Source organism: Streptomyces sp. NPDC027189, from assembly GCF_055566975.1.
The window spans coordinates 107,997-130,887 of record NZ_JBVHRI010000019.1 but is presented as its reverse complement, the minus strand read 5'-3'; the positions used below and the strand labels follow the sequence as shown (position 1 = coordinate 130,887).

Below are 22,891 nucleotides of genomic sequence, written 5' to 3'. Positions count from 1 at the left end.
GGAAGTCGGTGACGGGAGTGAGGGGAGTGGCCGTTGTGACGGGAGTTGGTGAGATGTCGGTGGGGGCGGCCATGGCGTGCGCCGGGGCGGCGGCCTGGTTGATGGGTGGCTGGGATTCCGGGGCGCGGAGGGCCCGATTGCTGTGCGCGGGCGGCGGGGTGGCGGCGACCGGTCCGCCGCCGTGGGAGAGGGCGCTCGCCGGATGGCGGCGGGTGCGCGGGCGGCCGCGAGCCGAAGGGTGGTCGGTGGTCGCCGGGCTGGTGATCGCGCTGCTGGGCGCGTCCGTGCTGCCGTTGCTCCTCGGGGCAGCGGGAGTGCCGCTGCTCCGGCGGGTACGGCGGGTCGCGGAGGCGCGGCGCGAGCGGGAGCGCCGGGGCGATGCGGTGATCGCCCTGTGCGGGGCCCTCGCCGGGGAGGTGCGGGCCGGGCGGCAGCCGGGCGAGGCGCTGCTCCGGGCCGCACGCGATTCGGGCGGGCTGGGCGAGGCGCAGGCGGTGGTGCTGGCGGCGGCGAAGTTCGGCGGGGATGTGCCGGGTGCGCTCACCGATGCGGCGCGGCAGCCGGGGGCCGACGGGCTGGTGGGACTCGCCGCGTGCTGGCGCGTGGCGGTGGACCGGGGCGCGGGCCTGGCGGCGGGTCTCGACCGCTTGGAGGGGGCGCTTCGCGCGGAGCGGGATCAAAGGGCCGACCTGCGCGCCCAGTTGGCGGGGTCGCGGTCGACCGCGGTGATGCTCGCGGGGCTGCCGGTCCTGGGACTCCTGCTCGGCACCGCGCTGGGCGCCGATCCGCTGCACGTGCTGTTGCACACCGGTGCCGGCCTGGGCTGTCTGCTGGTCGGCGGGGTGCTGGAGGGCGTGGGGCTGTGGTGGGCGCTGCGGATCGTGAGGGGAGCGGAGGCGGCGTGAGCGCGGAGGTTGTCCACAGGCTGGGGGCGGTTGTGTGCGGGGTGCTGGCGCTCGGGTGGCTGGTCCAGTGGCTCGGGGTGGCCCGGCGTGAGCGACGGGCGCGCGGAAGGCTGGCGGAGTTGCTGGCCTCGGGGAAGGCGCGTGCGCAGCGGCCGCGCTTCGAGGTCCCGGACGCGGCGCGGCGCCTGCTGCCGGTGGCGGGTGCGGTGTGTGCGGGCTGGGTGCTGGTCGGCGGTCTTGCCGGGGTTCTGGTGGGGCTGGCGGCCGGATTCGGGGTCTGGCGGTGGCTCGGGCGGCGGCGACTTGTGCCCGTGGAGGAGTACGACGCGGCGCGTGCCGCCCGGCAGCTCCCGCTCGCTGCGGACCTGGTGGCGGCCTGCATCGCGGCCGGGGCAGGCCCCGTCGTGGCGGCCCAGGCCGTGGGTGAGGCCCTGGGCGGGCCCGTCGGGGCGCGGCTGGCCCGGGGCGCGGCAGAGGTGCGGCTCGGTGGCGAACCGGCCGAGGCCTGGCGGAGGTTGGCGTCGATATCGGGTGCCCGGGCGTTGGCGCGGCTGCTGGAGCGGGCGGGCGAGTCGGGGGTACCGGCGGCCGTGCCGGTCGGGCGGCTCGCCGCGGAGGCCCGCGCCGAGTGGGGGCGTACCGCGACGGCGCGGGCACGCCGGGCGGCCGTCATGGTCACCGCGCCCGTGGGGCTGTGCTTTCTGCCCGCCTTCATCGCGATCGGCGTACTGCCCGTGGTGATCGGGCTGGCCGACGGGTTGCTGGGAGGAGGTGGTGGGTGACCGGCGACGGCATGCGGTGAACAGCAAGTGATCAACAGGGTCGAACCTTACGGGGGTTGAAATGCGCAGGACGGTACGAGGACTCGTTCGGGGACGTGCGTGGGTGCGGGCACGGATGCTCGGTCTGGCGGCGCGGAGGGACGCGGGAATGGTCACCTCCGAGTACGCGGTGGGAATCATCGCGGCGGTGGCCTTCGCGGCCGTGCTCTACAAGGTGGTGACGAGCGGGCAGGTCAGTGAGGAACTGCAGGGCATGGTGGGGCGGGCGCTCAATGTCCGGATGTGAGTGGGTGCCCCGGGACCCGGCGGCTGCGGCCGGGGGCGAGCGGTGGACGGCTGGTCCGGCCGCTGCGTCCGGGTGTGAACGGCGGGCGCATGGTCCGGCCGCTGCATCGGGGCGCGAACGAAGTGCGAGTGGCCCCGCCCGGTGTCGGGACCGTGGATTCGTGACAGCCGAGGCCGCCGTGGTGCTGCCCTCGCTGGTGCTCGTCGGAATGGCGCTGGTCTGGGCCCTGCTCGCCGCGTCCGCGCAGATCCAGTGCGTGGACGCGGCGAGAGCGGGAGCCCGGGCGGCGGCGCGCCAGGACCCGCCCGACACGGTCCTCGCGACGACCCGCCGCGCGGCACCGCGCGGCGCGAAGGTGACTGTGAGCCGGGAGAACGACCTGGTCCGGGTGACGGTCACCGCGAGTGCGCCGGGTCCCGACGCACTGTCCGTGGAGCTGAGCGACGAGGCCGTTGCCCTGGCGGAGGAGACGGTGGGGGTGGTCGGCGGATGAGGGGAGGTGGTTGGGCCGCGCGGACCCCTCACGTGACGCGTGCCCATTACTCGGACAGAGGGTTGGTGACTTCCTCGGACAGAGGGTCGGCGACCGTCTGGACCGTCGGGGCGATCGCCGTGCTGTGTGCCGTGTTCGGGGCGGTCCTGGCCATGGGGCAGGTCGTCGTGGTCCGGCACCGTGCGGCGGGGGCGGCCGACTTGGCGGCACTCGCCGCGGCGGACCACTGGATGGACGGTGGCACGGCGGCCTGCGCCCGGGCGGAACGGGTGGCACGGGCGCAGCACGCGCGACTCGTCCGGTGCGTGGTCGAGGGTGAGATCTCGGACGTGACGGCGGCGTCGGGCAGAGGACCGTTCGCCGCGGAGGTCAGATCGAGGGCGGGACCCGCTGGACCGGTTGAACCCGGCCTGGCGGGACCTACCGGGCCGGTCGCCCCTCGCCCGGCCGCCGGCCCACCCCGGGCGGACCCGGAGCCGTCGGCAGCGCTCAGTCGCCAGGCGCTCAACAGTCCCGCGCTCAGCCTTCCGGCGCCGCCCGCAGCAACTCCGTGAGCAGCCGTACGGCCCCCCGCTTGTGCAAGGGATCGTTCCCGTTGCCGCATTTGGGGGACTGGATGCAGGACGGGCAGCCGGCCTCGCACTCGCAGGAGGCGATCGCCTGGCGGGTGGCGGTGAGCCAGCTGCGGGCGGTGTGGAAGGCGCGCTCCGCGAAGCCCGCGCCGCCGGGGTGACCGTCGTACACGAAGACGGTGGGCAGCAGGGTGTCCGGATGCAGCGGGACGGACACGCCGCCGATGTCCCAGCGGTCGCAGGTGGCGAAGAGCGGCAGCATGCCGATCGACGCGTGCTCGGCGGCGTGCAGGGCGCCGCCGAGGATCTCCGGATTGATCCGGGCCGCGTCGAGTTGGTCCTCCGTGACCGTCCACCAGACGGCGCGCGTGCGGAGCGTACGAGGAGGGAGGTCGAGTTTCGTCTCACCCAGGACTTCACCGGTGATGACACGTCGACGCAGGAAGGAGACGACCTGGTTGGTGACTTCGACGGAGCCGTAGCACAACCGGCCCTCGCCCCAGGGGACTTCGACGTCGGTCTCCAGGACGGAGATGGACGTCGTGTCGCGGGCGACCGTCGAATACGGCGGGTTGGCCTCCTCGACGAGTGCGACGGAGTCCTCCAGGTCCAGCTTGTGCACCAGGTACGTGCGGCCCTGGTGCAGATGGACCGCGCCCTCGTGGACCGTCGTGTGTGCGGCGCCGGCGTCGACCGTGCCGAGCAGCCGTCCGGTCCCGGCCTCGACGACCTGCACCGGGTTGCCGCCCTCCCCGCGGATGTCGGTCAGATCGGCGGCTCGCTCCCGGCGCGTCCAGTGCCAGGCCTTCGTCCGGCGGCGCAGCAGCTTCGCGGCCTCCAGCTGCGGCAGCAGGTCGGCGGTGGCAGGGCCGAACAGTTCCAAGTCATCATCCGTGAGCGGGATTTCGGCGGCGGCGGCGCACAGATGCGGGGCGAGGACGTACGGGTTGTCGGGGTCGAGGACGGTGGATTCCACGGGCTGGTCGAACAGCGCCTCGGGGTGGTGGACGAGGAAGGTGTCCAGTGGGTCGTCGCGGGCGACCAGGATCGCCAGCGCGCCCTGCCCCGAGCGTCCCGCGCGGCCCGCCTGCTGCCACAGGGACGCGCGGGTGCCCGGGTAGCCGGCGATGACGACGGCGTCCAGGCCGGAGACGTCGACGCCGAGTTCGAGGGCGGTGGTGGCGGCGAGGCCGAGGAGTTCGCCGGAGTGCAGGGCACGTTCGAGGGCGCGGCGTTCCTCGGGGAGGTAGCCGCCGCGGTAGGCGGCGACGCGCCGGGCCAGCGAGCGATCGACCTCGGCGAGGCGTTCCTGGGCGATCACCGAGATCAGCTCGGCGCCGCGCCGGGACCGTACGAAGGCGATCGAGCGCATGCCCTGGACGGTGAGGTCGGTCAGCAGATCGGCCGTCTCGGCGGTGGCGGTACGCCGAACGGGTGCGCCTTTCTCGCCGTGCAGCTCGGTGAGCGGGGGCTCCCAGAGGGCGAACACCAGTTCCCCTCGTGGGGAAGCGTCGTCCGCGACCTCGACGACGGGGAGGCCGGTCAGCCGGCGCGCGGCCACCGACGGCTCGGCGGCGGTCGCGGAGGCCAGCAGGAAGACGGGAGAGGCGCCGTAGCGGGCGCACAGGCGGCGCAGTCGGCGCAGCACCTGGGCGACGTGGGAGCCGAAGACACCGCGGTAGGTGTGGCACTCGTCGATGACGACGTAGCGCAGGGAGCGGAGGAAGGAGGACCAGCGGGGGTGGGAGGGCAATATCCCGCGGTGCAGCATGTCGGGGTTGGTCAGGACGTAGTTGGCGTACTGGCGTACCCATTCGCGTTCCTCGAAGGGGGTGTCGCCGTCGTACACGGCTGGGCGTACGGCATTGCCAAAAGATTGTGAAAGTTCCTTCACGGAGCGGCACTGGTCGGCCGCGAGGGCCTTCGTCGGGGCCAGGTACAGCGCGGTGGCGCCACGGCCGTTCGGCGCCTCGGAGCCGTCCAGCAGGGCCGTCAGGACCGGGACGAGGTACGCCAGGGACTTTCCGGAGGCCGTGCCCGTGGCGACGATCACCGACTCGCCGTCCAGGGCGTGCTCGGCGGCCCGTGCCTGGTGGGCCCAGGGGTGCTCGATGCCCGCGGCCTGCACCGCGGCGATGACCTCCGAGCGGATCCGGTCGGGCCAGACGGCATGGCGACCCTCGCGCGGGGGCAAGTGCTCCGTATGAGTGATGCGCGAAGTCCGGCTCGGTCCCGAGGCGAGCCGGTCCAGGATTGTGCCCGGCGAGGGGCGGGAAGCGTTGTCCGACGAGGGTCGATCGGATCGGTGATTCTTGGCCATCGGCATCGAGTGTGTCACTGGCGTGACGGACAATGGGGCCAAGGCGTCGTGCACGCCTGCCGTAAGTGATTGAATGCCATTGCGGCTGGCGAACCGTCCCGGGGGCTCTGCCGAGGTGTCCCATGGGGCGACCGCTCGATAGCAAGGTGCTGGAGGATCCGTGGACCTGTCCCTGTCGACTCGCAATGTGTCCGGCCCTAACGGCGACCGTACGGTCGTCGAGGTCGGCGGCGAAATCGATGTATATACCGCGCCCAAGCTGCGAGAGCAGCTGGTCGAGCTGGTGAACGACGGCAGTTTCCACCTTGTCGTCGACATGGAGGGCGTGGACTTCCTCGACTCCACCGGGCTCGGCGTGTTGGTGGGCGGCCTGAAGCGCGTAAGGGCCCATGAGGGCTCACTGCGACTGGTCTGCAACCAGGAGCGCATTCTCAAGATCTTCCGTATTACCGGTCTCACCAAGGTGTTCCCGATTCACACCTCGGTGGAGGAGGCGGTCAACGCCACCGACTGACCACCGGTCTCCCGGGCCGTGGGCCCGGGCTCGCCAGTAGTGGGGGGACTGGGCCACAGCCCCGTCCCCCTGACAGCACGCCCGAAGTCTGAGGGGGATGCATGGCCACCGTTGAACTCCGCTTCAGCGCGCTGCCCGAGCACGTCAGAACCGCCCGGCTGGTGGCGGCAGCGGTGGCGCGCAGGGCCGGAGTGGACGAGGCCGTGCTCGACGAGGTCAGGCTCGCTGTCGGCGAGGCCTGCAGTCGTGCCGTCGGACTTCACCAGAGCGGCGGCATCTCGGCGCCGGTGCGGGTGTGCTTGATCGAGGACGAGAAGCAGTTCTCCATCGAGGTCGGCGACGAGGCCCCGCGTACGGCTCCTGGTGAGACGGTGCCCGGCGCCGCCCCCGGTGACTCGGACGCGGACGCCGAGGAGGACGAGATGGGCCTCGCGGTCATCAGCGGCCTCGTCGACGACGTGGAAGTCACCGCCGGGGAGAACGGCGGACTGATCAGGATGAGCTGGCCAACCACGCCGCCGGCCACGCTCGCCTCCTGACCCCCCGACCGCGGCTGGATCGCATCCCGGTCGCAGCCCCGGCCGCATCCTCGTGGCAAACCCGAAGGGCCCTGCTCAGCAGGGCCCTTTTTGCGTGCCCTGCCTGGGCGCCCGCCTTTTCGTGAATTCATTCACGATCAATCACGCGATTATTTGATCAAGCGTCAACGCTTTTGGGGCATTACCTCTTTCGGGTTCGGTGGACACGCGTCGATCATTTGCTGAAGAGCATGTGAAGGCTAATTCCGCTTGCCGCGCACTGTTTTGATCAGGTTCCGGTACCTACAATCCGTCCACATCTTGAGCTCAGCACAGGCGTCAAGGAGGACGAATGGCGGGGCTTTCTACCCCTCATCAGTTTGACCAACCCACAACCTTCGCAGCCGCAGTACTGACCGACGACAACCGTCTCATCGTGATGGTCATCGGGGCCGTCGCACTGGCGGCGCTCGTGGTCGCCGGGGTCCTGGTGCGCCAGGTGCTCGCGGCGGGCGAGGGCACCGACAGCATGAAGAAGATCGCAACGGCGATCCAGGAAGGCGCGAACGCTTACCTGGGACGGCAGATGCGCACGCTCGGCGTATTCGCCGTCGTCGTGTTCTTCCTGCTCATGCTGCTGCCCGCGGACGACTGGAATCAGCGTGCGGGCCGATCGATCTTCTTCTTGATCGGCGCGGCGTTCTCGGCGACCACCGGTTATATCGGTATGTGGCTCGCGGTACGGAGCAATGTCCGCGTGGCCGCCGCGGCACGGGAAGCGACCCCGGCGGAGGGTGAGCCCGAAAAGGATCTCACCGCCGTCTCGCACAAAGCCATGAAGATCGCTTTCCGCACGGGCGGCGTCGTCGGCATGTTCACGGTGGGGCTCGGTCTGCTGGGCGCCTCCTGTGTGGTGCTGGTGTACGCGGCCGACGCGCCGAAGGTCCTGGAGGGCTTCGGCCTCGGCGCGGCGCTGATCGCCATGTTCATGCGTGTCGGCGGCGGCATCTTCACCAAGGCCGCCGACGTCGGCGCCGACCTGGTCGGCAAGGTCGAGCAGGGCATTCCGGAGGACGATCCGCGCAATGCCGCGACCATCGCCGACAACGTGGGCGACAACGTCGGCGACTGCGCGGGCATGGCGGCCGACCTCTTCGAGTCGTATGCCGTCACGCTGGTCGCCGCGCTCATTCTGGGCAAGGCGGCGTTCGGCGACTCCGGGCTCGCGTTCCCGCTGATCGTGCCCGCGATCGGCGTACTCACCGCGATGGTCGGCATCTTCGCGGTGGCGCCCCGGCGCTCCGACCGCAGTGGCATGTCCGCGATCAACCGTGGCTTCTTCATCTCCGCGGTGATCTCGCTGGCGCTGGTGGCCGTGGCCGTCTACGTCTACCTCCCGGCGAAGTACGCCGATCTGGACGGCGTCACGGACGCGGCGATCAAGGCCAAGGAAGGCGACCCGCGGATCCTCGCGGTCGTCGCGGTCGCGATCGGCATCGTGCTGGCCGCGCTGATCCAGCAGCTGACCGGCTACTTCACCGAGACCACCCGCCGTCCCGTGCGGGACATCGGCAAGACCTCGCTCACCGGCGCGGCCACCGTCATCCTCGCCGGTATCTCCGTGGGTCTCGAATCGGCCGTCTACACCGCCCTGTTGATCGGCCTCGGCGTGTACGGGGCGTTCCTGCTCGGCGGTACGTCGATCATGCTGGCGCTCTTCGCGGTGGCGCTGGCCGGTACCGGTCTGCTCACCACGGTCGGCGTCATCGTCGCCATGGACACCTTCGGTCCGGTCTCCGACAACGCGCAGGGCATCGCCGAGATGTCCGGCGACGTCACGGGCGCGGGCGCCCAGGTGCTCACCGACCTGGACGCCGTGGGCAACACCACCAAGGCCATCACCAAGGGCATCGCCATCGCCACGGCCGTCCTCGCGGCCTCCGCGCTGTTCGGCTCGTACCGGGACGCGATCACCACGGCCGCGAGCGACGTGGGCGAGAAGGTCTCCGGCGCGGGCGCGCCGCTGAACCTGATGATGGACATCTCGCAGCCCAACAACCTGGTGGGTCTCATCGCGGGCGCCGCGGTCGTCTTCCTCTTCTCGGGGCTCGCGATCAACGCGGTCTCGCGGTCCGCCGGGGCCGTGGTCTACGAGGTGCGGCGGCAGTTCCGCGACCACCCGGGGATCATGGACTACACCGAGAAGCCCGAGTACGGGCGCGTCGTCGACATCTGCACCAAGGACGCGCTGCGCGAACTCGCCACGCCCGGCCTGCTCGCCGTCCTCACCCCGATCGCGATCGGGTTCACGCTCGGGGTCGGCGCGCTCGGCTCGTTCCTCGCGGGTGCGATCGGCACCGGCACGCTGATGGCGGTCTTCCTCGCCAACTCCGGTGGTGCGTGGGACAACGCGAAGAAGCTCGTCGAGGACGGCCACCACGGCGGCAAGGGCAGCGAGGCCCACGCCGCGACGGTGATCGGCGACACGGTCGGCGACCCCTTCAAGGACACCGCGGGACCGGCGATCAACCCGCTGCTGAAGGTGATGAACCTGGTGTCGCTGCTGATCGCGCCGGCGGTCATCAAGTTCTCGTACGGCGACGACAAGAGCGTCGGTGCACGGGTACTCATCGCCGTCCTCGCGATCCTCGTGATCGTGGGCGCGGTGTACATCTCCAAGCGGCGCGGGATCGCCGTGGGTGACGAAGGCAACGCCGAGCGGGTGTCGAAGCCGGCCGATCCCGCGGTGGTTTCCTAGGCGACCGGACGGTTCCTGGCCTCGCACCTGGTCAGGGTTCCGCGCACTGGGCGGGCGGACGGCGCGTACTCACGCGTCTCCGCCCGCCTTGTGTGTGTTCACACCTTCTCCGTGAGCCTTCTCTCGCTTGGTGCAAATGGCTACAAAAGCTGTTCAAGCGGACATTCGGCACGCGAATGTCGCCCGCTTGGCGTGTATGTTCCGGGGCCGAGAGCCATGGAAGGGACCAATCCGGTGAACAAGAAGCTCGCGGCCGCACTGTCCGGCGGTGCGGTACTGGTACTGGCGCTGTCGGGATGCAGTAGCAGCAACGACAACAACGACAAGCTGAACTCGTGGGCCAAGCAGGTCTGTGACGCGGTGCAGCCGCAGATCCAGAAGGTCGCGACCGCCAACGTCGCGATCCAGAAGGAGGCCTCGGACGACAGTGCGCCGGAGGACGTCCAGAAGGCCGACACCAAGGGCTTCCAGGACATCTCGAACGCCTACAAGGTGATGGCGGCCGCCATCGAGAAGGCCGGCCCGCCGGACGTCGACGACGGCAAGAAGAAGCAGGAGGACGCGGTCAAGGAGCTCAACGACCTCTCCGCCTCCTACGCCGACCTGGGGAAGCAGTCGGACGCCCTGAACACGAAGGACCAGGCGAAGTTCGCCGACGGACTCAGCGGGGTTGCCGAGCAGCTCGGCAAGCTGAGCCAGAGCGGGACCGACGCCCTGAAGAAGCTCGAAGAGGGTGACGTCGGCAAGGCGATGGCCACGCAGGCCAGCTGCAAGGCCGCGTCCGCCTCGCCTTCGACGACCAAGAGCTGATCCCTGGGAGAGAGATCGTTCGGTCAACCGAAGGAGGGCCCGGTACGCGGTGCGTGCCGGGCCCTCGGCATGGGCTGCGCGTGTGCCGGCCCTCGGCATGGGCCGCGGGTGGGCCGTCCTCGGCGTGGGGTGCGTGCGTGTCGGGCCTGTGAGTGGGCTGCGCAGCGCGTGGCACGGGCTGTCCGCCGCGGGCGGCCATGCCGCCCGTGAAAGGCGCCGCGCGGCGGTGCGGCGGCGTAGGCGCGCGGTTGTCCAAAGGCGTCGGTGCGGGGCTCCACAGGTGTACGTCCCTTTCGTCGGGAGCGGACACAATGGGAGGCGTGAGTCATACCAGCCTGTCACCGTTGCCCTCGTCCGATCGCGTCGACGTCGCCGCTCGGCTGCGGGACGCCCTGCTCGGCGCCTCCTTCACCGCCGACGGACTGCTCGATCTGCTCGGCGCCCCCGCGTACGCGGCGCTGGCGCGCAGTGAGACCGTGCCCGCCCTCCGGGCGACCCGCGGGGACACGCCGCTGGAGACGCTCGTACGGCTCTTCCTGCTGCAGCAGCCGGTGCCGCGGGCGCGCGTGGCGGACGTGCTGCCGGTCGAGGACTGTGTGGACAGCGGCTGGCTGACCCGGGTGGGTGGGGACGAGGTCGCCGCGACCGTGGACATCCGGCCCTACGGCGGGTCCGACGGCGACGACTGGTTCATCGTGTCCGACCTCGGGTGCGCCGTCGGCGGCGCGGGCGGTATCGGCAGCCGGGAGGAAGGCGTCGTCCTCGGGGTGGGTGGGGCCTCCACGACCCTCGCGGGCATCACCGTCCGTACGCCCGTCGCCGCCGCGCTCGACCTCGGCACCGGCTCAGGGATCCAGGCCCTGCACGCCGCGCAGCACGCCACCCGCGTGACCGCGACCGACCTCAACCCCCGTGCGCTGCACATCACCGCGCTCACCCTCGCGCTCTCCGGCGCTCCGGCCGCCGACCTGCGTGAGGGCTCCCTCTTCGAGCCGATCGCCGACGACGAGACGTACGACCTGATCGTCTCGAACCCGCCCTTCGTGATCTCGCCCGGCGCCCGGCTGACCTACCGCGACGGCGGGATGGGCGGGGACGATCTGTGCCGCACGCTCGTTCAACAGGCGGGCGATCGTCTGAACGACGGGGGGTACGCGCAGTTCCTGGCCAACTGGCAGCACGTGGAGGGCGAGGACTGGCAGGACCGGCTGCGCTCCTGGGTGCCGCGCGGCTGCGATGCGTGGATCGTGCAGCGCGAGGTCCAGGATGTCACGCAGTACGCGGAGTTGTGGCTGCGGGACGCGGGCGACCACCGCGACGAACCGGCCGAGTATCAGGCGCGGTACGACGCGTGGCTGGACGAGTTCGAGGCGCGCAAGGTGAAGGCCGTGGGCTTCGGATGGATCACGCTGCGCAGGTCGACGGCCGCCGTGCCCTCGATCACGGTGGAGGAGTGGCCGCACCCCGTGGAGCAGCCGCTCGGCGAGACCGTGCGCGCACACTTCGACCGCGTCGACTATCTGCGGGCGCACGACGACGCGGCCCTGCTCGCCGGGCACTTCAAGCTCGTCGAAGAGGTCGTCCAGGAGCAGGTGGGGCTGCCCGGCGCCGAGGACCCGGAGCACGTGGTGCTGCGTCAGCACCGCGGGATGCGCCGGGCCACCAAGGTGGACACGGTCGGCGCGGGCTTCGCGGGCGTGTGCGACGGCACGCTCAGCGCGGGCCGGATTCTCGACGCCATTGCCCAATTGGTCGGCGAGGATCCGGTGTTGCTGCGCGACCGGACACCCGCGCAGATTCGGCTGCTGGTGGAGCAGGGGTTCCTCGAACCCGCGGTGTGAAGGGGGCGCGGACGTGCCGCCCGCGTAGCCCCTGAGGCGTACCCGCACCGCTGAGTCGCATGTGCCCGTTCTGGCAGGATTGGATGGGATTGGCCCGCAAAAGGGCTCCTGTCAGTGGTGCATGCGAAGCTACCTTCGAGAGACAAGCTCCACGCGTCCTCGGGGGAGGCGCGCTGTCTCGGGGGAGGCGTGATGGCGGGGGAGACGCCGGATCAGGGCGAGGGCAGGGTCATCGGTGGCCGGTATCGGCTGCTGCGGACGCTCGGCGCGGGCGGCATGGGGCGCGTATGGCTCGCGTACGACGAGGAGTTGGCCTGCGAGGTCTCCATGAAAGAGGTCGCGCTGCCGGACGTGCCGATGGACGCGAGCGAGCCCGTACAGCGCATCGCGCGGGCGCGCAGCGAGGCCCGGCACGCGGCGCGGTTGCGCGGGCATCCCCATGTGGCCACCGTGCACGACGTGGTGGTGCACGAGGGGTTGCCGTGGATCGTCATGGAGTACGTGCCGGGCGCCATCGATCTCCAGGCGGTGGTACGGCAGTCGGGGCCGTTGTCGCCCGCCGGGACTGCCCGGATCGGGCTCGCCGTCCTCGACGCGCTCACCGCGGGACACCGGATCGGCATCCTCCACAGGGATGTGAAACCGGCCAACATCCTTCTGGCGCCGGACGCTTCGGGCGACCCTTACGCACGCGTGCTGCTCACCGACTACGGGATCGCGCTCCAGCCGGAGTCCAGCGAGCCACGGCTCACCGCCACCGCCGGCATTCTCGGCACGCCCGGCTACCTTGCCCCCGAGCGCGCCCGGGGCGAGCCGCCCACCCCCGCCGCCGACCTCTTCTCCCTGGGCGCCACGCTGTACGCGGCCGTCGAAGGCCGCGGCCCCTTCGACCGCCGCGGCGACTACGCGACACTCACGGCCCTGCTCGGCGAGGAGCCCACGCCGCCTACCCGCGCCGGTGAACTGTCTCCCGTGCTCCACGGGTTGCTCGTCAAGGACCCGGTACGGAGGTCGTCACCGGAGGCGGTCGCGCGGGGGCTGGAGCGAGTGGTGCGAGGAGCGGCGGGCGCGGGGTTCGGGCCCCCGCCCGGGTGGGGAGCGACGCCCTTTCCTGAGCCTGCGTCCGGCGGATTCGGGCCACCGCCCGGCCGATTCGGGGCCGTACCCGGCAGCGCGTCCGCGAGCGTGCCCTCGGACGAGGTCGCGGGGGCACCTCCGGGGTATGTGGCGGGCGCGCCTCCCGGTTATGTCGCGGGCTCGCCCCCGGGGCAGTCGGGAGCTTCGGCGCAGGGGCCGTACGGCGGCCAGTACGCGGACCGGGCCGGGGGATCGACGCCGGGCGCCCCATCGACCCCGCACAGCCCGCAGACGCCCGGCTCGCCACCCACTCCGAACACCCCGCAGACGCCCGGTGGTCCGGCCGGCGCGGGCGACACCCCCGGAGCCGGCGGTCCCGCCACGCCGGGTGGCCCGGCCGCACCGGCCTCCGGCACCCCGTCGCCGTACACCCCTTGGAGTTCGGCGGCCCCGCAGAGTGCGTACGACTTGCGCAACAACCCCTACGCGAGCGGCCCGGACTCGCCGTACGCGGGGGCCGGCGCACCCCCGCCCCACGAGGGCAGTCCGCCCCTGCCGGCCCATCCGTACGTGCGCAGCCGCTCCGTGCCGGAGCCCTACGCGAGCGGTCCGCCAGGACCGCCTCCGCCGCACGCGGGGCGCAGGAAGCCCGTCGCCGCCGTCATCGCCCTCGTCGTGGCCGGCGTCCTCGTGATCGCAGGCGGCGCCTGGGCAGCCGTCTCGCTGACCGGCGGCGACGGCGACAAGAAGCACAGCGAGGCGAAGAAGGCCCCTTCGGCTTCGGCGAGCACGCCGGCGCCGGAGCCGACGGGGCCGGTCTACCCGTACGGCGAACAGGCGGGGCTCACCGACCCGTTGCAGGCGGGCGACTGTGTGAAGGCGGTCTGGTCGGGCACGCCGTTCAAGTCGGTGCCGAACCTCGGCGTCGTGGACTGTGCGGACGACTGGCCGGACGGGCAGGTCGTGGCCGTCGACACGACGACCGACCATGCCGACGCCCGCGCCCAGGGCGCGACACGCTGCGCGGGGCAGGCCGAGCCGGTGGCCACCGCCCTGCCCGACGCCGGTGCCTATGCCCTCGTGCCGACGAAGGCGGGGTTCACGGCGGCCGACGGCGCTACGGCATGTCTCGTACTCGGACGGCATGTCCCCATCGGGGGCGAAGTGGCACGGTTCCGCGACAAGAACATGGACCTGTATGCCGCGCAAATGGCCATAGGGGACTGCTGGACGTACGTCGACAAGGGTGGCGACTCGTTCCAGTCTCTGCTGACCGACTGTGCCAAGCCGCACACCGACCAGGTCGTCGGCTTCGCCGCCGCGCCGAAGGACATGGACTACAAGAAGGTGATCGACAACGGAGGAAAGCTCTGCAGTAACAAGTTCGAGTCGAGTTGGGCGCCCGGATCGGAGCTGAAGACCTACGGCTGGCTGGGCGACAAGGAAGACTGGAACGACGGATTCACCACAGTCGTGTGCACGGTGGGCCACACCGACAACACGAAGACGACGGGGAAGATACCCACGCCCGGCACGGTCTGAGCGCCCCATGGGGTTCTGGTTGCCCGGCGTTCACCGCAGGTTCGCACGTCCGCTTCCGGGGCGTGTCAGCCTCCCGAGCCTGAGGACTCGGGGCGGAAGGACACACCATGGAAAGCGGACCGGCGATCTTCGTGGGGATGGTGTTCACCCTGTTCGGAGGAGGACTGCTGGCCTGGACCGTGGTCCGGCTGCGGCAGGGCGAACCCGTCGCCCACGGTGTGAACCGCGTCGCATCGGTGACGCTCGCGAGCGTCGCCGGAACCGGTGCGCTGGCACTCGGGATGTGGTGTTTCACGCGCGCGTGAGGACCGGCGCTCCGGTAACTGGGAGGTCACGCTCCGGATAGGGCCGAAAGGGCTGGTGGACACTCCGGGCGGCAGGAATGGCGGTAGTCGGGTTACCGTTCGAGTGGCCGTTGCGGGCTTTTCCCGTTTGACACGGGGGCGGGATGTACCGTCACACTCCGCAGCGTCAGCACGACCCGACCCCCGGGAACAAGACCTGGGGAGGCCCCCCGCGTCGACCGGAGAGAAGAGCGAAGTTGTCCCCGACCAGCGACACCGCACACGGCGGCCGCCGACTCGTCATCGTCGAGTCGCCTGCCAAGGCGAAGACGATCAAGGGCTATCTCGGCCCCGGCTATGTCGTCGAAGCGAGCGTCGGGCACATCCGCGACCTCCCGAACGGCGCCGCGGAGGTGCCGGAGAAGTACACCGGCGAGGTGCGCCGCCTCGGCGTGGACGTCGAGCACGACTTCCAGCCGATCTACGTGGTCAACGCTGACAAGAGGGCCCAGGTCAAGAAGCTCAAGGACCTGCTGAAGGACTCCGACGAACTCTTCCTCGCCACCGATGAGGACCGCGAGGGCGAAGCCATCGCGTGGCACCTCCTGGAGGTCCTGAAGCCCAAGGTCCCGGTCAAGCGGATGGTCTTCCACGAGATCACCAAGGAAGCGATTCGCGAGGCCGTCGCCAACCCGCGCGACCTCAACCAGCGCATGGTCGACGCCCAGGAGACCCGCCGCATCCTCGACCGCCTCTACGGCTACGAGGTCTCGCCGGTCCTGTGGAAGAAGGTCATGCCGCGCCTGTCGGCGGGCCGTGTCCAGTCCGTTGCGACCCGGCTCGTCGTCGAGCGGGAGCGCGAGCGCATCGCCTTCCGCTCCGCCGAGTACTGGGACCTGACCGGCACCTTCGGCACCGGCCGCGCCGGCGACGCCAGCGACCCGTCGTCCCTGGTCGCCCGCCTGACGACGGTCGACGGCAAGCGCGTCGCCCAGGGCCGCGACTTCGACTCGCTGGGGCAACTCAAGAGCGCGAACACGCTCCACCTGGACGAGGCGAACGCCCGTGCGCTCGCCGCCGCCCTGGAGAACACGAACTTCTCGGTCCGCTCGGTCGAGTCCAAGCCGTACCGCCGCTCGCCGTACGCGCCGTTCCGTACGACGACGCTCCAGCAGGAGGCCTCGCGCAAGCTCGGCTTCGGCGCGAAGGCGACCATGCAGGTGGCGCAGAAGCTGTACGAGAACGGCTTCATCACCTACATGCGTACGGACTCCACGACGCTGAGCGACACCGCCATCACGGCCGCTCGCGCCCAGGTCACGCACCTGTACGGCGCCGACTACCTGCCGCCCCAGCCGCGGACGTACGCCGGAAAGGTCAAGAACGCGCAGGAGGCGCACGAGGCGATCCGGCCCTCGGGTGATCGTTTCCGTACCCCGGCCGAGACCGGTCTGACCGGTGACCAGTTCAAGCTGTACGAGCTGATCTGGAAGCGAACCGTCGCCTCCCAGATGAAGGACGCGGTCGGAAACTCCGTCACCGTGAAGATCGCGGGCACCGCTTCCGACGGCCGCGACGCCGAGTTCAGCGCATCCGGCAAGACGATCACCTTCCACGGCTTCCTGAAGGCGTACGTCGAGGGCGCGGACGACCCGAACGCCGAGCTCGACGACCGCGAGCGCCGCCTTCCTCAGGTCAGCCAGGGCGACCCGCTGTCCGCCGAGGAGATCACGGTCGACGGGCACGCGACCAAGCCGCCGGCCCGCTACACCGAGGCCAGCCTGGTCAAGGAGCTCGAAGAGCGCGAGATCGGCCGCCCGTCGACGTACGCGTCGATCATCGGGACCATCCTCGACCGCGGATACGTGTTCAAGAAGGGCACGGCACTCGTGCCGTCCTTCCTGTCGTTCGCCGTGGTCAACCTCCTGGAGAAGCACTTCGGGCGGCTCGTCGACTACGACTTCACCGCCAAGATGGAGGACGACCTCGACCGCATCGCACGCGGCGAGGCGCAGGCCGTGCCGTGGCTGAAGCGGTTCTACTTCGGTGAGGGAGAGGCGACCGGTGCCGCCGAGGCCGGCAACGGCGACGGCGACCACCTCGGCGGCCTCAAGGAGCTCGTCACCGACCTGGGCGCCATCGACGCCCGTGAGGTGTCGTCCTTCCCGGTCGGCAACGACGTCGTGCTGCGCGTCGGGCGCTACGGCCCGTACATCGAGCGCGGTGAGAAGGACTCCGAGAACCACCAGCGCGCCGATGTGCCCGAGGACCTGGCCCCCGACGAGCTGACGGTCGAGCTCGCGGAGGAGCTGCTCGCCAAGCCGAGCGGTGACTTCGAGCTGGGCGCCGACCCGGAGACCGGCCACCAGATCATCGCCAGGGACGGCCGCTACGGCCCGTACGTCACCGAGGTGCTCCCCGAGGGCACCCCGAAGACGGGCAAGAACGCGGTCAAGCCGCGTACGGCCTCGCTGTTCAAGTCGATGTCGCTCGACACGGTGACGATCGAGGACGCCCTCAAGCTGATGTCCCTGCCGCGCGTCGTCGGCAAGGACGCCGAGGGCGTGGAGATCACCGCGCAGAACGGGCGCTACGGGCCGTACCTGAAGAAGGGCACGGACTCGCGCTCGCTGCAGTCCGAGGACCAGCTCTTCACCATCACGCTCGAAGAGGCGCTGGAGATCTACTCGCAGCCCAAGCAGCGTGGCCGTGCGGCCGCCAAGCCGCCGCTGAAGGAGTTGGGCGAGGACCCGGTCAGCGGGAAGCCCGTTGTCGTCAAGGACGGCCGTTTCGGGCCGTACGTGACCGACGGCGAGACCAACGCGACCCTGCGGTCCGGCGACAGCGTCGAGGACATCACCCCGGAGCGCGGCTACGAGCTGCTCGCCGAGAAGCGCGCCAAGGGTCCGGCCAAGAAGACCGCGAAGAAGGCGGTCGCCAAGAAGGCACCGGCCAAGAAGGCCCCTGCCAAGAAGACGGCCGCAAAGAAGACGACGACTTCGAAGACGGCTGCCAAGAAGGCGCCCGCCAAGAAGGCCGCCGCGAAGAAGACGGCGGCTTCGGAGGGCTGAGGCTTCCGTACGGAGGCGGCGGCTTCGGAGGGCTGAGGCTTCTTTACGGGGGCGGTGTTCTCGGGGAGCTGAGGCCGCCGGGATGACGGCGGTCTCCGAGCGTCGTGATCGGTGCGCCTTCCGAGCGTCGTGAACCGTGTGCCTTCCAAGGCTCGGTTTCGGTGCCTTCCGAGCGTCTGTTTCCGTGTGCCCGGGGGTGTCCGGCACGTGTACGCCCCTACACCTTCTGGTGTGGGGGCGTCCGTATGTTCGGCCACCTCTTCGGGGAGTCAGTGGGTCCGGATAGGCTTGCAGGATGACGCGAGCCGAGCAGCCAACGGCCCATAACCCGGCCCCCGACGACGCCCTGGTCGCAGATTCCCGCGAGCGCGCCGTTCGCGCGCTGCTGCGCCAGCCGCAGTTGAAGCGGCTGTGGAGCGCACAGCTCGTAGGAGGTGTCGCCGACGCCCTGGCCTTGCTCGTGCTGGTCGTCCTGGCCCTCCAGGCGGCGATCTTCGAAGGTTCCTTCGGCGGTGGCTACCGCGGAGTGGCGTTCTCGGTGGCGGCCGTCTTCGGGGCACGTGTGCTCGCGACGCTGCTCTTCGGAGCCGTCCTCCTAGGGCCGCTCACCTCTCTGACCTCACCGGAAGGGCCCCTCGACCGGCGCTGGACCATGGTCGGGGCCGACGGTCTGCGCGCCGCGCTCCTCATCGTCGCGCCCCTGTGGATCGACTGGACCCCGGACGACGCGCTCGCCGTCCTCCTGGTCACCGCGTTCGTGACCGGTGTCGCCGAGCGGTTCTGGACGGTGTGCCGGGAGAGTGCGGCGCCCGCGCTGCTGCCCGCGCCGCCGCCGGAGGGTGCCACGGTGCGCCCGCTGCCGGACCACATCGACGCGCTGCGGCGCCTGTCGCTGCGTACGGCGTTCATGGCGGTGCCGCTCGCGGCCGCCGCGCTCGTCGTGGCGTCGCTCGTCAACAACCTGCTGGGCGCCGGGATCGACTGGTTCGACCAGCACCAGGTGGCGCTCGCCTCGTATGTCGCGGCCGGACTGTTCGCCGCCTCGCTCTCGGTGCTCACGTTCCTCGAGCTGCCCGACGCACGCACCCCACGCGCGCGGTCGCCGCTCGAGGGACTGCGCCGCCCCAAGACGGGCACCGGCGTCGACAAGGGCCGTACCGGCGCGATTCCGCTGCTGGTCCTGGCCTGCGCGGCGGTCGCCGGGGCCATCTCGGCCGCCGTCGCCGTCTCGGTGCTGCACGCCAAGGACCTGGGCGGCGGACCGGTGACGTACGGACTGCTGGTGCTGGCCCTGACCGGGGGTGTCGTCATCGGCATCCGTACGGCCCCTTCGGTGCTGCCGTCGCTGTCGCGGCGCAGGCTGCTCTCACTGGCGATCGCCTTCACCGGGGTCGCCCTGCTGGCCGCCGGGCTGGTCCCGGACGTCACCACCGTGCTGCTGATCGTCGCCTTCGCGGGCATCGGCGCGGGGGTCGCCGCGAACACCGGGCACGCGCTGCTCGACCAGGAGGCCGAGGAGTACCGGCGGGCTCGGACGACCGAACACCTGCACGCGGTCGTACGGGTCTTCGTGGCGCTCGGCGCGCTGGTGGCGCCCCTGGTGGCCGCCGCGATCGGCCCGCACCGGCTGGAGAACGGCAAGTTCGTGTTCGCGCACGGTGGCGCCGCCTTCACGCTCATGCTGGTGGGCGCGCTGCTGCTGCCCGTCGCGGCGTTGGTGCTCGCCAAGGTCGACGACCGCTCCGGAGTGCCGCTGCGGCACGACCTGCTGGACGCGCTGCGCGGCGGCGACGACCCGGCGCAGGTGCCCGCCACGAGCGGCTTCTTCCTCGCCCTGGAGGGCGGCGACGGGGCCGGCAAGTCCACCCAGGCGACGGCGCTCGCCGAGTGGATCCGGTCCAAGGGCCACGAGGTCGTGGTGACCCGGGAGCCGGGCGCCACGCCGGTCGGCAAGCGGCTGCGGTCGATCCTGCTGGACGTGTCCTCGGCGGGGCTTTCGCACCGCGCGGAGGCGCTGCTGTATGCCGCCGACCGCGCGGAGCATGTCGACACGGTGGTGCGGCCCGCGCTGGAGCGGGGTGCCGTCGTCATTTCCGACCGGTACATCGACTCGTCCGTGGCCTACCAGGGCGCGGGCCGTGACCTCTCGCCGACGGAGATCGCCCGCATCAACCGATGGGCGACGAATGGGCTCGTACCGCATCTGACGGTTCTGCTGGACGTGTCGCCGGAGGCGGCCCGTGAGCGGTTCACGGAGGCGCCGGACCGGCTGGAGTCGGAGCCCGTCGAGTTCCACACGCGCGTGCGGTCCGGTTTCCTGACGCTCGCCGCCGCCGACGCGGGCCGGTACCTGGTCGTCGACGCGGCGCAGGACCCCGAGGCGGTCACCACGGTCATCCGGCACCGGCTCGACGTGATGCTGCCCCTCTCCGAGGCCGAGGTGAAGGCCCAGGTGGAGGCGCGCAAGGCGGCCGAGGAGGAAGCCCGGCGCAAGGCGGAGGAAGAGGCCGCGCGCAAGGCCGAGGAGGAACGGCTGGAGCGCGAGCGCCAAGAGCAGCTCGCCAAGCTCCGTGCCGAGGAGGAGGAGCGCAAGCAGCGCGAGCTGGAGGAGGCCCAGCGGCGCGAGGCCGAGCGCCAGGCGGAGGAGGCCCGGCAGCGCGCCGAGGAGGCCCGTCGCCGTGCCGAGGAGGAGCGGGTCAGGCGTCTGGCCGAGGAGCAGGCGCGGGCCGCCGAGGAGGCACGTCGGCGCAAGCAGGCCGAGGAGGAGGCGCGGCTGCGGGCCGAGACCGAGGCGCGCCGCCTGGAGAAGCAGCGCAAGGCCGAGGAGGCCCTGCTGCGGGCCGAGGAGGCCCGGCGGGTGGCGGCGGAGGCCGCGGCCGCGTCGGCGGCCGCGACGGCTTCCGCCGAGGCCGCGGCGTCGACGGCGATGGCGAACGTGACCGGGGCTCCGGCCGGTCCTCCGGCTGCGGCTCCCGTGCCGGACAACGAGACGACGGTGCCCACGCCCGTTGTGACGCCGTCGCACGCGTCGGGTGGGCCGGTGGACGAGACAGCGGTGCTGCGGCCGGTGCGGGCCGACGAGGGCCCTGTCGAATCTCGGTCCGGCACGGGTGAGGACCCTGTCGGTGCTCGATCGCGCGCCGCTGAGAACTCCGCCGGATCACGGTCCGGCTCCCGCCCCGACGGGGAGGAGACGGCGAAGCTGCCGAAGCCGCCTGTGCCCGAGGGCGCGGCGGACGAGACGGCGGTGCTGCCGCCCGTGGCCCCGGGTGCGGCGGACGAGACCGCCGTGCTGCCGCCCGTGACCCAGGGCGCGGCCGATGAGACGGCGGTACTTCCTCCGGTACGCGACGGGCGTGCGAGTGCCTCTACAGGTGCTTCCACGGCAGGTGCTGCCGCCGGTGATCCGGCGGACCGGGTGCCGCCCGGCTTCTTCCGGGACGAGCGGCCGGCGCCGCGACCGGACGCTTCCGGCGACCGTACGCGCGAGCTGCCCCAGGTCGACGACGCGGGCGCCCCGCGCCGCCGTGCACGCTCCGACTGGGCCGAGGAGACTCCGCTGGACGACCTCCCGACCCTGGCCGACGAACTCCTGGGTCCGCACGAGGACGACGACCGGGACGAGGGACGGGGCGGGCGCCGCCGCTGAGTCCGGAGGGCCGGTGCTGCGGGAGCACCCGATGAGGGGCGGGCCCGGCTCATCCTGGCCGGGGCCGATTGTCAGTGGCGACCCGCACAATGGACGCGGCAAGGCAAAGTGCGACGAAAGGGCGGTGCCCCATGCCCGTGTGGGACGACCTGGTGGGCCAGGAGAAGGTGAGCGATCAGCTCGCCGCCGCTGCCCGGGACGCCGACGCCCTCGTCACGGCGGTCGCCGCGGACACTCCGCTCCCCGAGGCGTCCAAGATGACGCATGCCTGGCTGTTCACGGGCCCGCCCGGTTCGGGCCGCTCCACCGCGGCGCGGGCGTTCGCTGCGGCGCTCCAGTGCGTGAGCCCCGACCGCGCGCTCGGCGGAGTCCCCGGCTGCGGCTTCTGCGACGGCTGTCATACGAGCCTGGTGGGCACCCACGCCGATGTGGAGATCGTCCGCACCGACCTCCTCTCGATCGGCGTGAAGGAGACACGCGACCTGGTCCGCCGCGCCCAGATGTCCCCGGCGAACGGCCGCTGGCAGGTCATCGTCCTGGAGGACGCGGACCGTCTCACGGAGGGCGCGGGCAATGTCCTCCTGAAGGCCGTCGAGGAGCCCGCCCCCCGCACGGTCTGGCTCCTGTGCGCCCCGTCGATCGAGGACGTCCTGCCCACCATCCGCTCCCGCTGCCGCCTGCTGACCCTCCGCACCCCGCCGGTGGACGCGGTCGCCGACATCCTCGTACGCCGTGACGGCATCGAGCCCGATGTCGCGGCCGCCGCCGCGCGCGCGACGCAGGGCCACATCGGGCGGGCCCGCCGCCTCGCCACGGACCCGAACGCCCGCGCGCGCAGGGCCGCCGTCCTCAAGCTCCCGCTACGGGTCGACGACATCGGCGGCTGCCTCAAGGCGGCCCAGGAGCTGATCGACACGGCAGCCGAGGACGCCAAGCAGCTCGCCGAGGAAGTCGACGTGAAGGAGACCGAGGACCTGAAGGCGGCCCTGGGCGCGGCCCAGGGAGGCCGGATGCCGCGCGGCACCGCGGGCGTCATGAAGGAGCTGGAGGACCGGCAGAAGCGCCGAAGAACGCGTACGCAGCGCGACAGCCTGGACCTGGCCCTGATCGACCTCACCGGGTTCTACCGCGACGTCCTCGCCCTCCAGCTCGGTTCCCGTGTGGCCATCGCCAACGCTGAGGCCGAGGAAACCCTGGAGCGCCTGGCTCGCGGCAGCTCGCCGGAGGCGACCCTGCGCCGCATCGACGCGATCGCCGCATGCCGCGAGGCCCTCGACCGGAACGTGGCCCCGCTGCTCGCGGTGGAGGCGATGACGATGGCGTTGCGGGCGGGCTGAATGCATCCGGAGCCCTGCGGACCACCCGCGGCGCTCGGAACGTTCGGGGCTCACCTGCACGAGGGAGCGCGCTGACGGGCGCGCGACGTCGTACGCCAGGTCGTGCATGCGCACCACTGGGCGCACGATGGG

General features: G+C 71.6%; 15 protein-coding genes and 1 pseudogene. 15 read left to right on the top strand and 1 reads right to left on the bottom strand.

Features of this window, described 5'->3' with window-relative positions; genetic code table 11:
• Positions 1-53: 53 nt before the first annotated feature.
• From ACZ4RZ_RS35290 to ACZ4RZ_RS35270, 5 genes and pseudogenes are all read left to right on the top strand, one after another.
• Complete coding sequence (locus ACZ4RZ_RS35290) at positions 54-905, top strand: type II secretion system F family protein (protein ID WP_467750963.1); 852 nt, start codon at positions 54-56, stop codon at positions 903-905.
• A complete protein-coding gene (locus ACZ4RZ_RS35285) occupies positions 902-1,687 on the top strand; it encodes a type II secretion system F family protein (protein ID WP_467750906.1) in 786 nt (261 codons plus the stop codon). The genes ACZ4RZ_RS35290 and ACZ4RZ_RS35285 overlap by 4 nt, the downstream gene beginning before the upstream one ends.
• A gap of 115 nt (positions 1,688-1,802) precedes the next feature.
• Positions 1,803-1,973 (top strand): DUF4244 domain-containing protein, encoded by a 171-nt coding sequence (locus ACZ4RZ_RS35280; protein WP_467750962.1) that lies wholly within the window; start codon positions 1,803-1,805, stop codon positions 1,971-1,973.
• Positions 1,974-2,133: 160 nt separating this feature from the next.
• On the top strand, positions 2,134-2,466 hold the full coding sequence (locus ACZ4RZ_RS35275) for a TadE family type IV pilus minor pilin (protein WP_467750905.1): 333 nt from the start codon (positions 2,134-2,136) through the stop codon (positions 2,464-2,466).
• Positions 2,467-2,579: 113 nt separating this feature from the next.
• Positions 2,580-2,864 (top strand): annotated as a pseudogene (locus ACZ4RZ_RS35270) (Rv3654c family TadE-like protein); the annotation flags it as partial.
• Between the two features lie 121 nt (positions 2,865-2,985).
• On the opposite strand, the gene ACZ4RZ_RS35265 reads toward ACZ4RZ_RS35270, so the two are convergent.
• Complete coding sequence (locus ACZ4RZ_RS35265; protein ID WP_467750903.1) at positions 2,986-5,364, bottom strand: DEAD/DEAH box helicase; 2,379 nt, start codon at positions 5,362-5,364, stop codon at positions 2,986-2,988.
• A gap of 154 nt (positions 5,365-5,518) precedes the next feature.
• Here ACZ4RZ_RS35265 and bldG point away from each other — a divergent pair, with 154 nt between their 5' ends.
• The 10 genes from bldG (at position 5,519) to ACZ4RZ_RS35215 (ending at position 22,759) form a co-directional block, all read left to right on the top strand.
• Positions 5,519-5,872 carry an anti-sigma factor antagonist BldG gene (gene bldG / locus ACZ4RZ_RS35260; RefSeq protein WP_028799135.1) on the top strand — a complete coding sequence of 118 codons (354 nt, stop codon included), beginning with the start codon at positions 5,519-5,521 and terminating at the stop codon, positions 5,870-5,872.
• Positions 5,873-5,973: 101 nt separating this feature from the next.
• Positions 5,974-6,411 carry an ATP-binding protein gene (locus ACZ4RZ_RS35255; RefSeq protein WP_467750902.1) on the top strand — a complete coding sequence of 146 codons (438 nt, stop codon included), beginning with the start codon at positions 5,974-5,976 and terminating at the stop codon, positions 6,409-6,411.
• 331 nt (positions 6,412-6,742) lie between these two features.
• Complete coding sequence (locus ACZ4RZ_RS35250) at positions 6,743-9,148, top strand: sodium-translocating pyrophosphatase (protein WP_467750901.1); 2,406 nt, start codon at positions 6,743-6,745, stop codon at positions 9,146-9,148.
• A gap of 216 nt (positions 9,149-9,364) precedes the next feature.
• On the top strand, positions 9,365-9,958 hold the full coding sequence (locus tag ACZ4RZ_RS35245; RefSeq protein WP_467750900.1) for a small secreted protein: 594 nt from the start codon (positions 9,365-9,367) through the stop codon (positions 9,956-9,958).
• 311 nt (positions 9,959-10,269) lie between these two features.
• A complete protein-coding gene (locus ACZ4RZ_RS35240) occupies positions 10,270-11,799 on the top strand; it encodes a DUF7059 domain-containing protein (RefSeq protein WP_467750899.1) in 1,530 nt (509 codons plus the stop codon).
• A 192-nt stretch (positions 11,800-11,991) separates the two neighbouring features.
• Positions 11,992-14,418, top strand: a complete 2,427-nt coding sequence (locus ACZ4RZ_RS35235) for a serine/threonine-protein kinase (protein ID WP_467750897.1) — start codon at positions 11,992-11,994, stop codon at positions 14,416-14,418.
• 107 nt (positions 14,419-14,525) lie between these two features.
• Entirely contained in the window at positions 14,526-14,723 is a 198-nt protein-coding gene (locus tag ACZ4RZ_RS35230; protein WP_467750896.1) for a hypothetical protein, read from the top strand.
• Positions 14,724-14,959: 236 nt separating this feature from the next.
• Complete coding sequence (gene topA, locus ACZ4RZ_RS35225) at positions 14,960-17,773, top strand: type I DNA topoisomerase (protein WP_467750895.1); 2,814 nt, start codon at positions 14,960-14,962, stop codon at positions 17,771-17,773.
• 295 nt (positions 17,774-18,068) lie between these two features.
• Entirely contained in the window at positions 18,069-21,422 is a 3,354-nt protein-coding gene (gene tmk, locus ACZ4RZ_RS35220) for a dTMP kinase (protein WP_467750893.1), read from the top strand.
• Positions 21,423-21,553: 131 nt separating this feature from the next.
• Positions 21,554-22,759, top strand: a complete 1,206-nt coding sequence (locus ACZ4RZ_RS35215; RefSeq protein ID WP_467750892.1) for a DNA polymerase III subunit delta' — start codon at positions 21,554-21,556, stop codon at positions 22,757-22,759.
• The last annotated feature ends 132 nt before the right edge of the window (positions 22,760-22,891 follow it).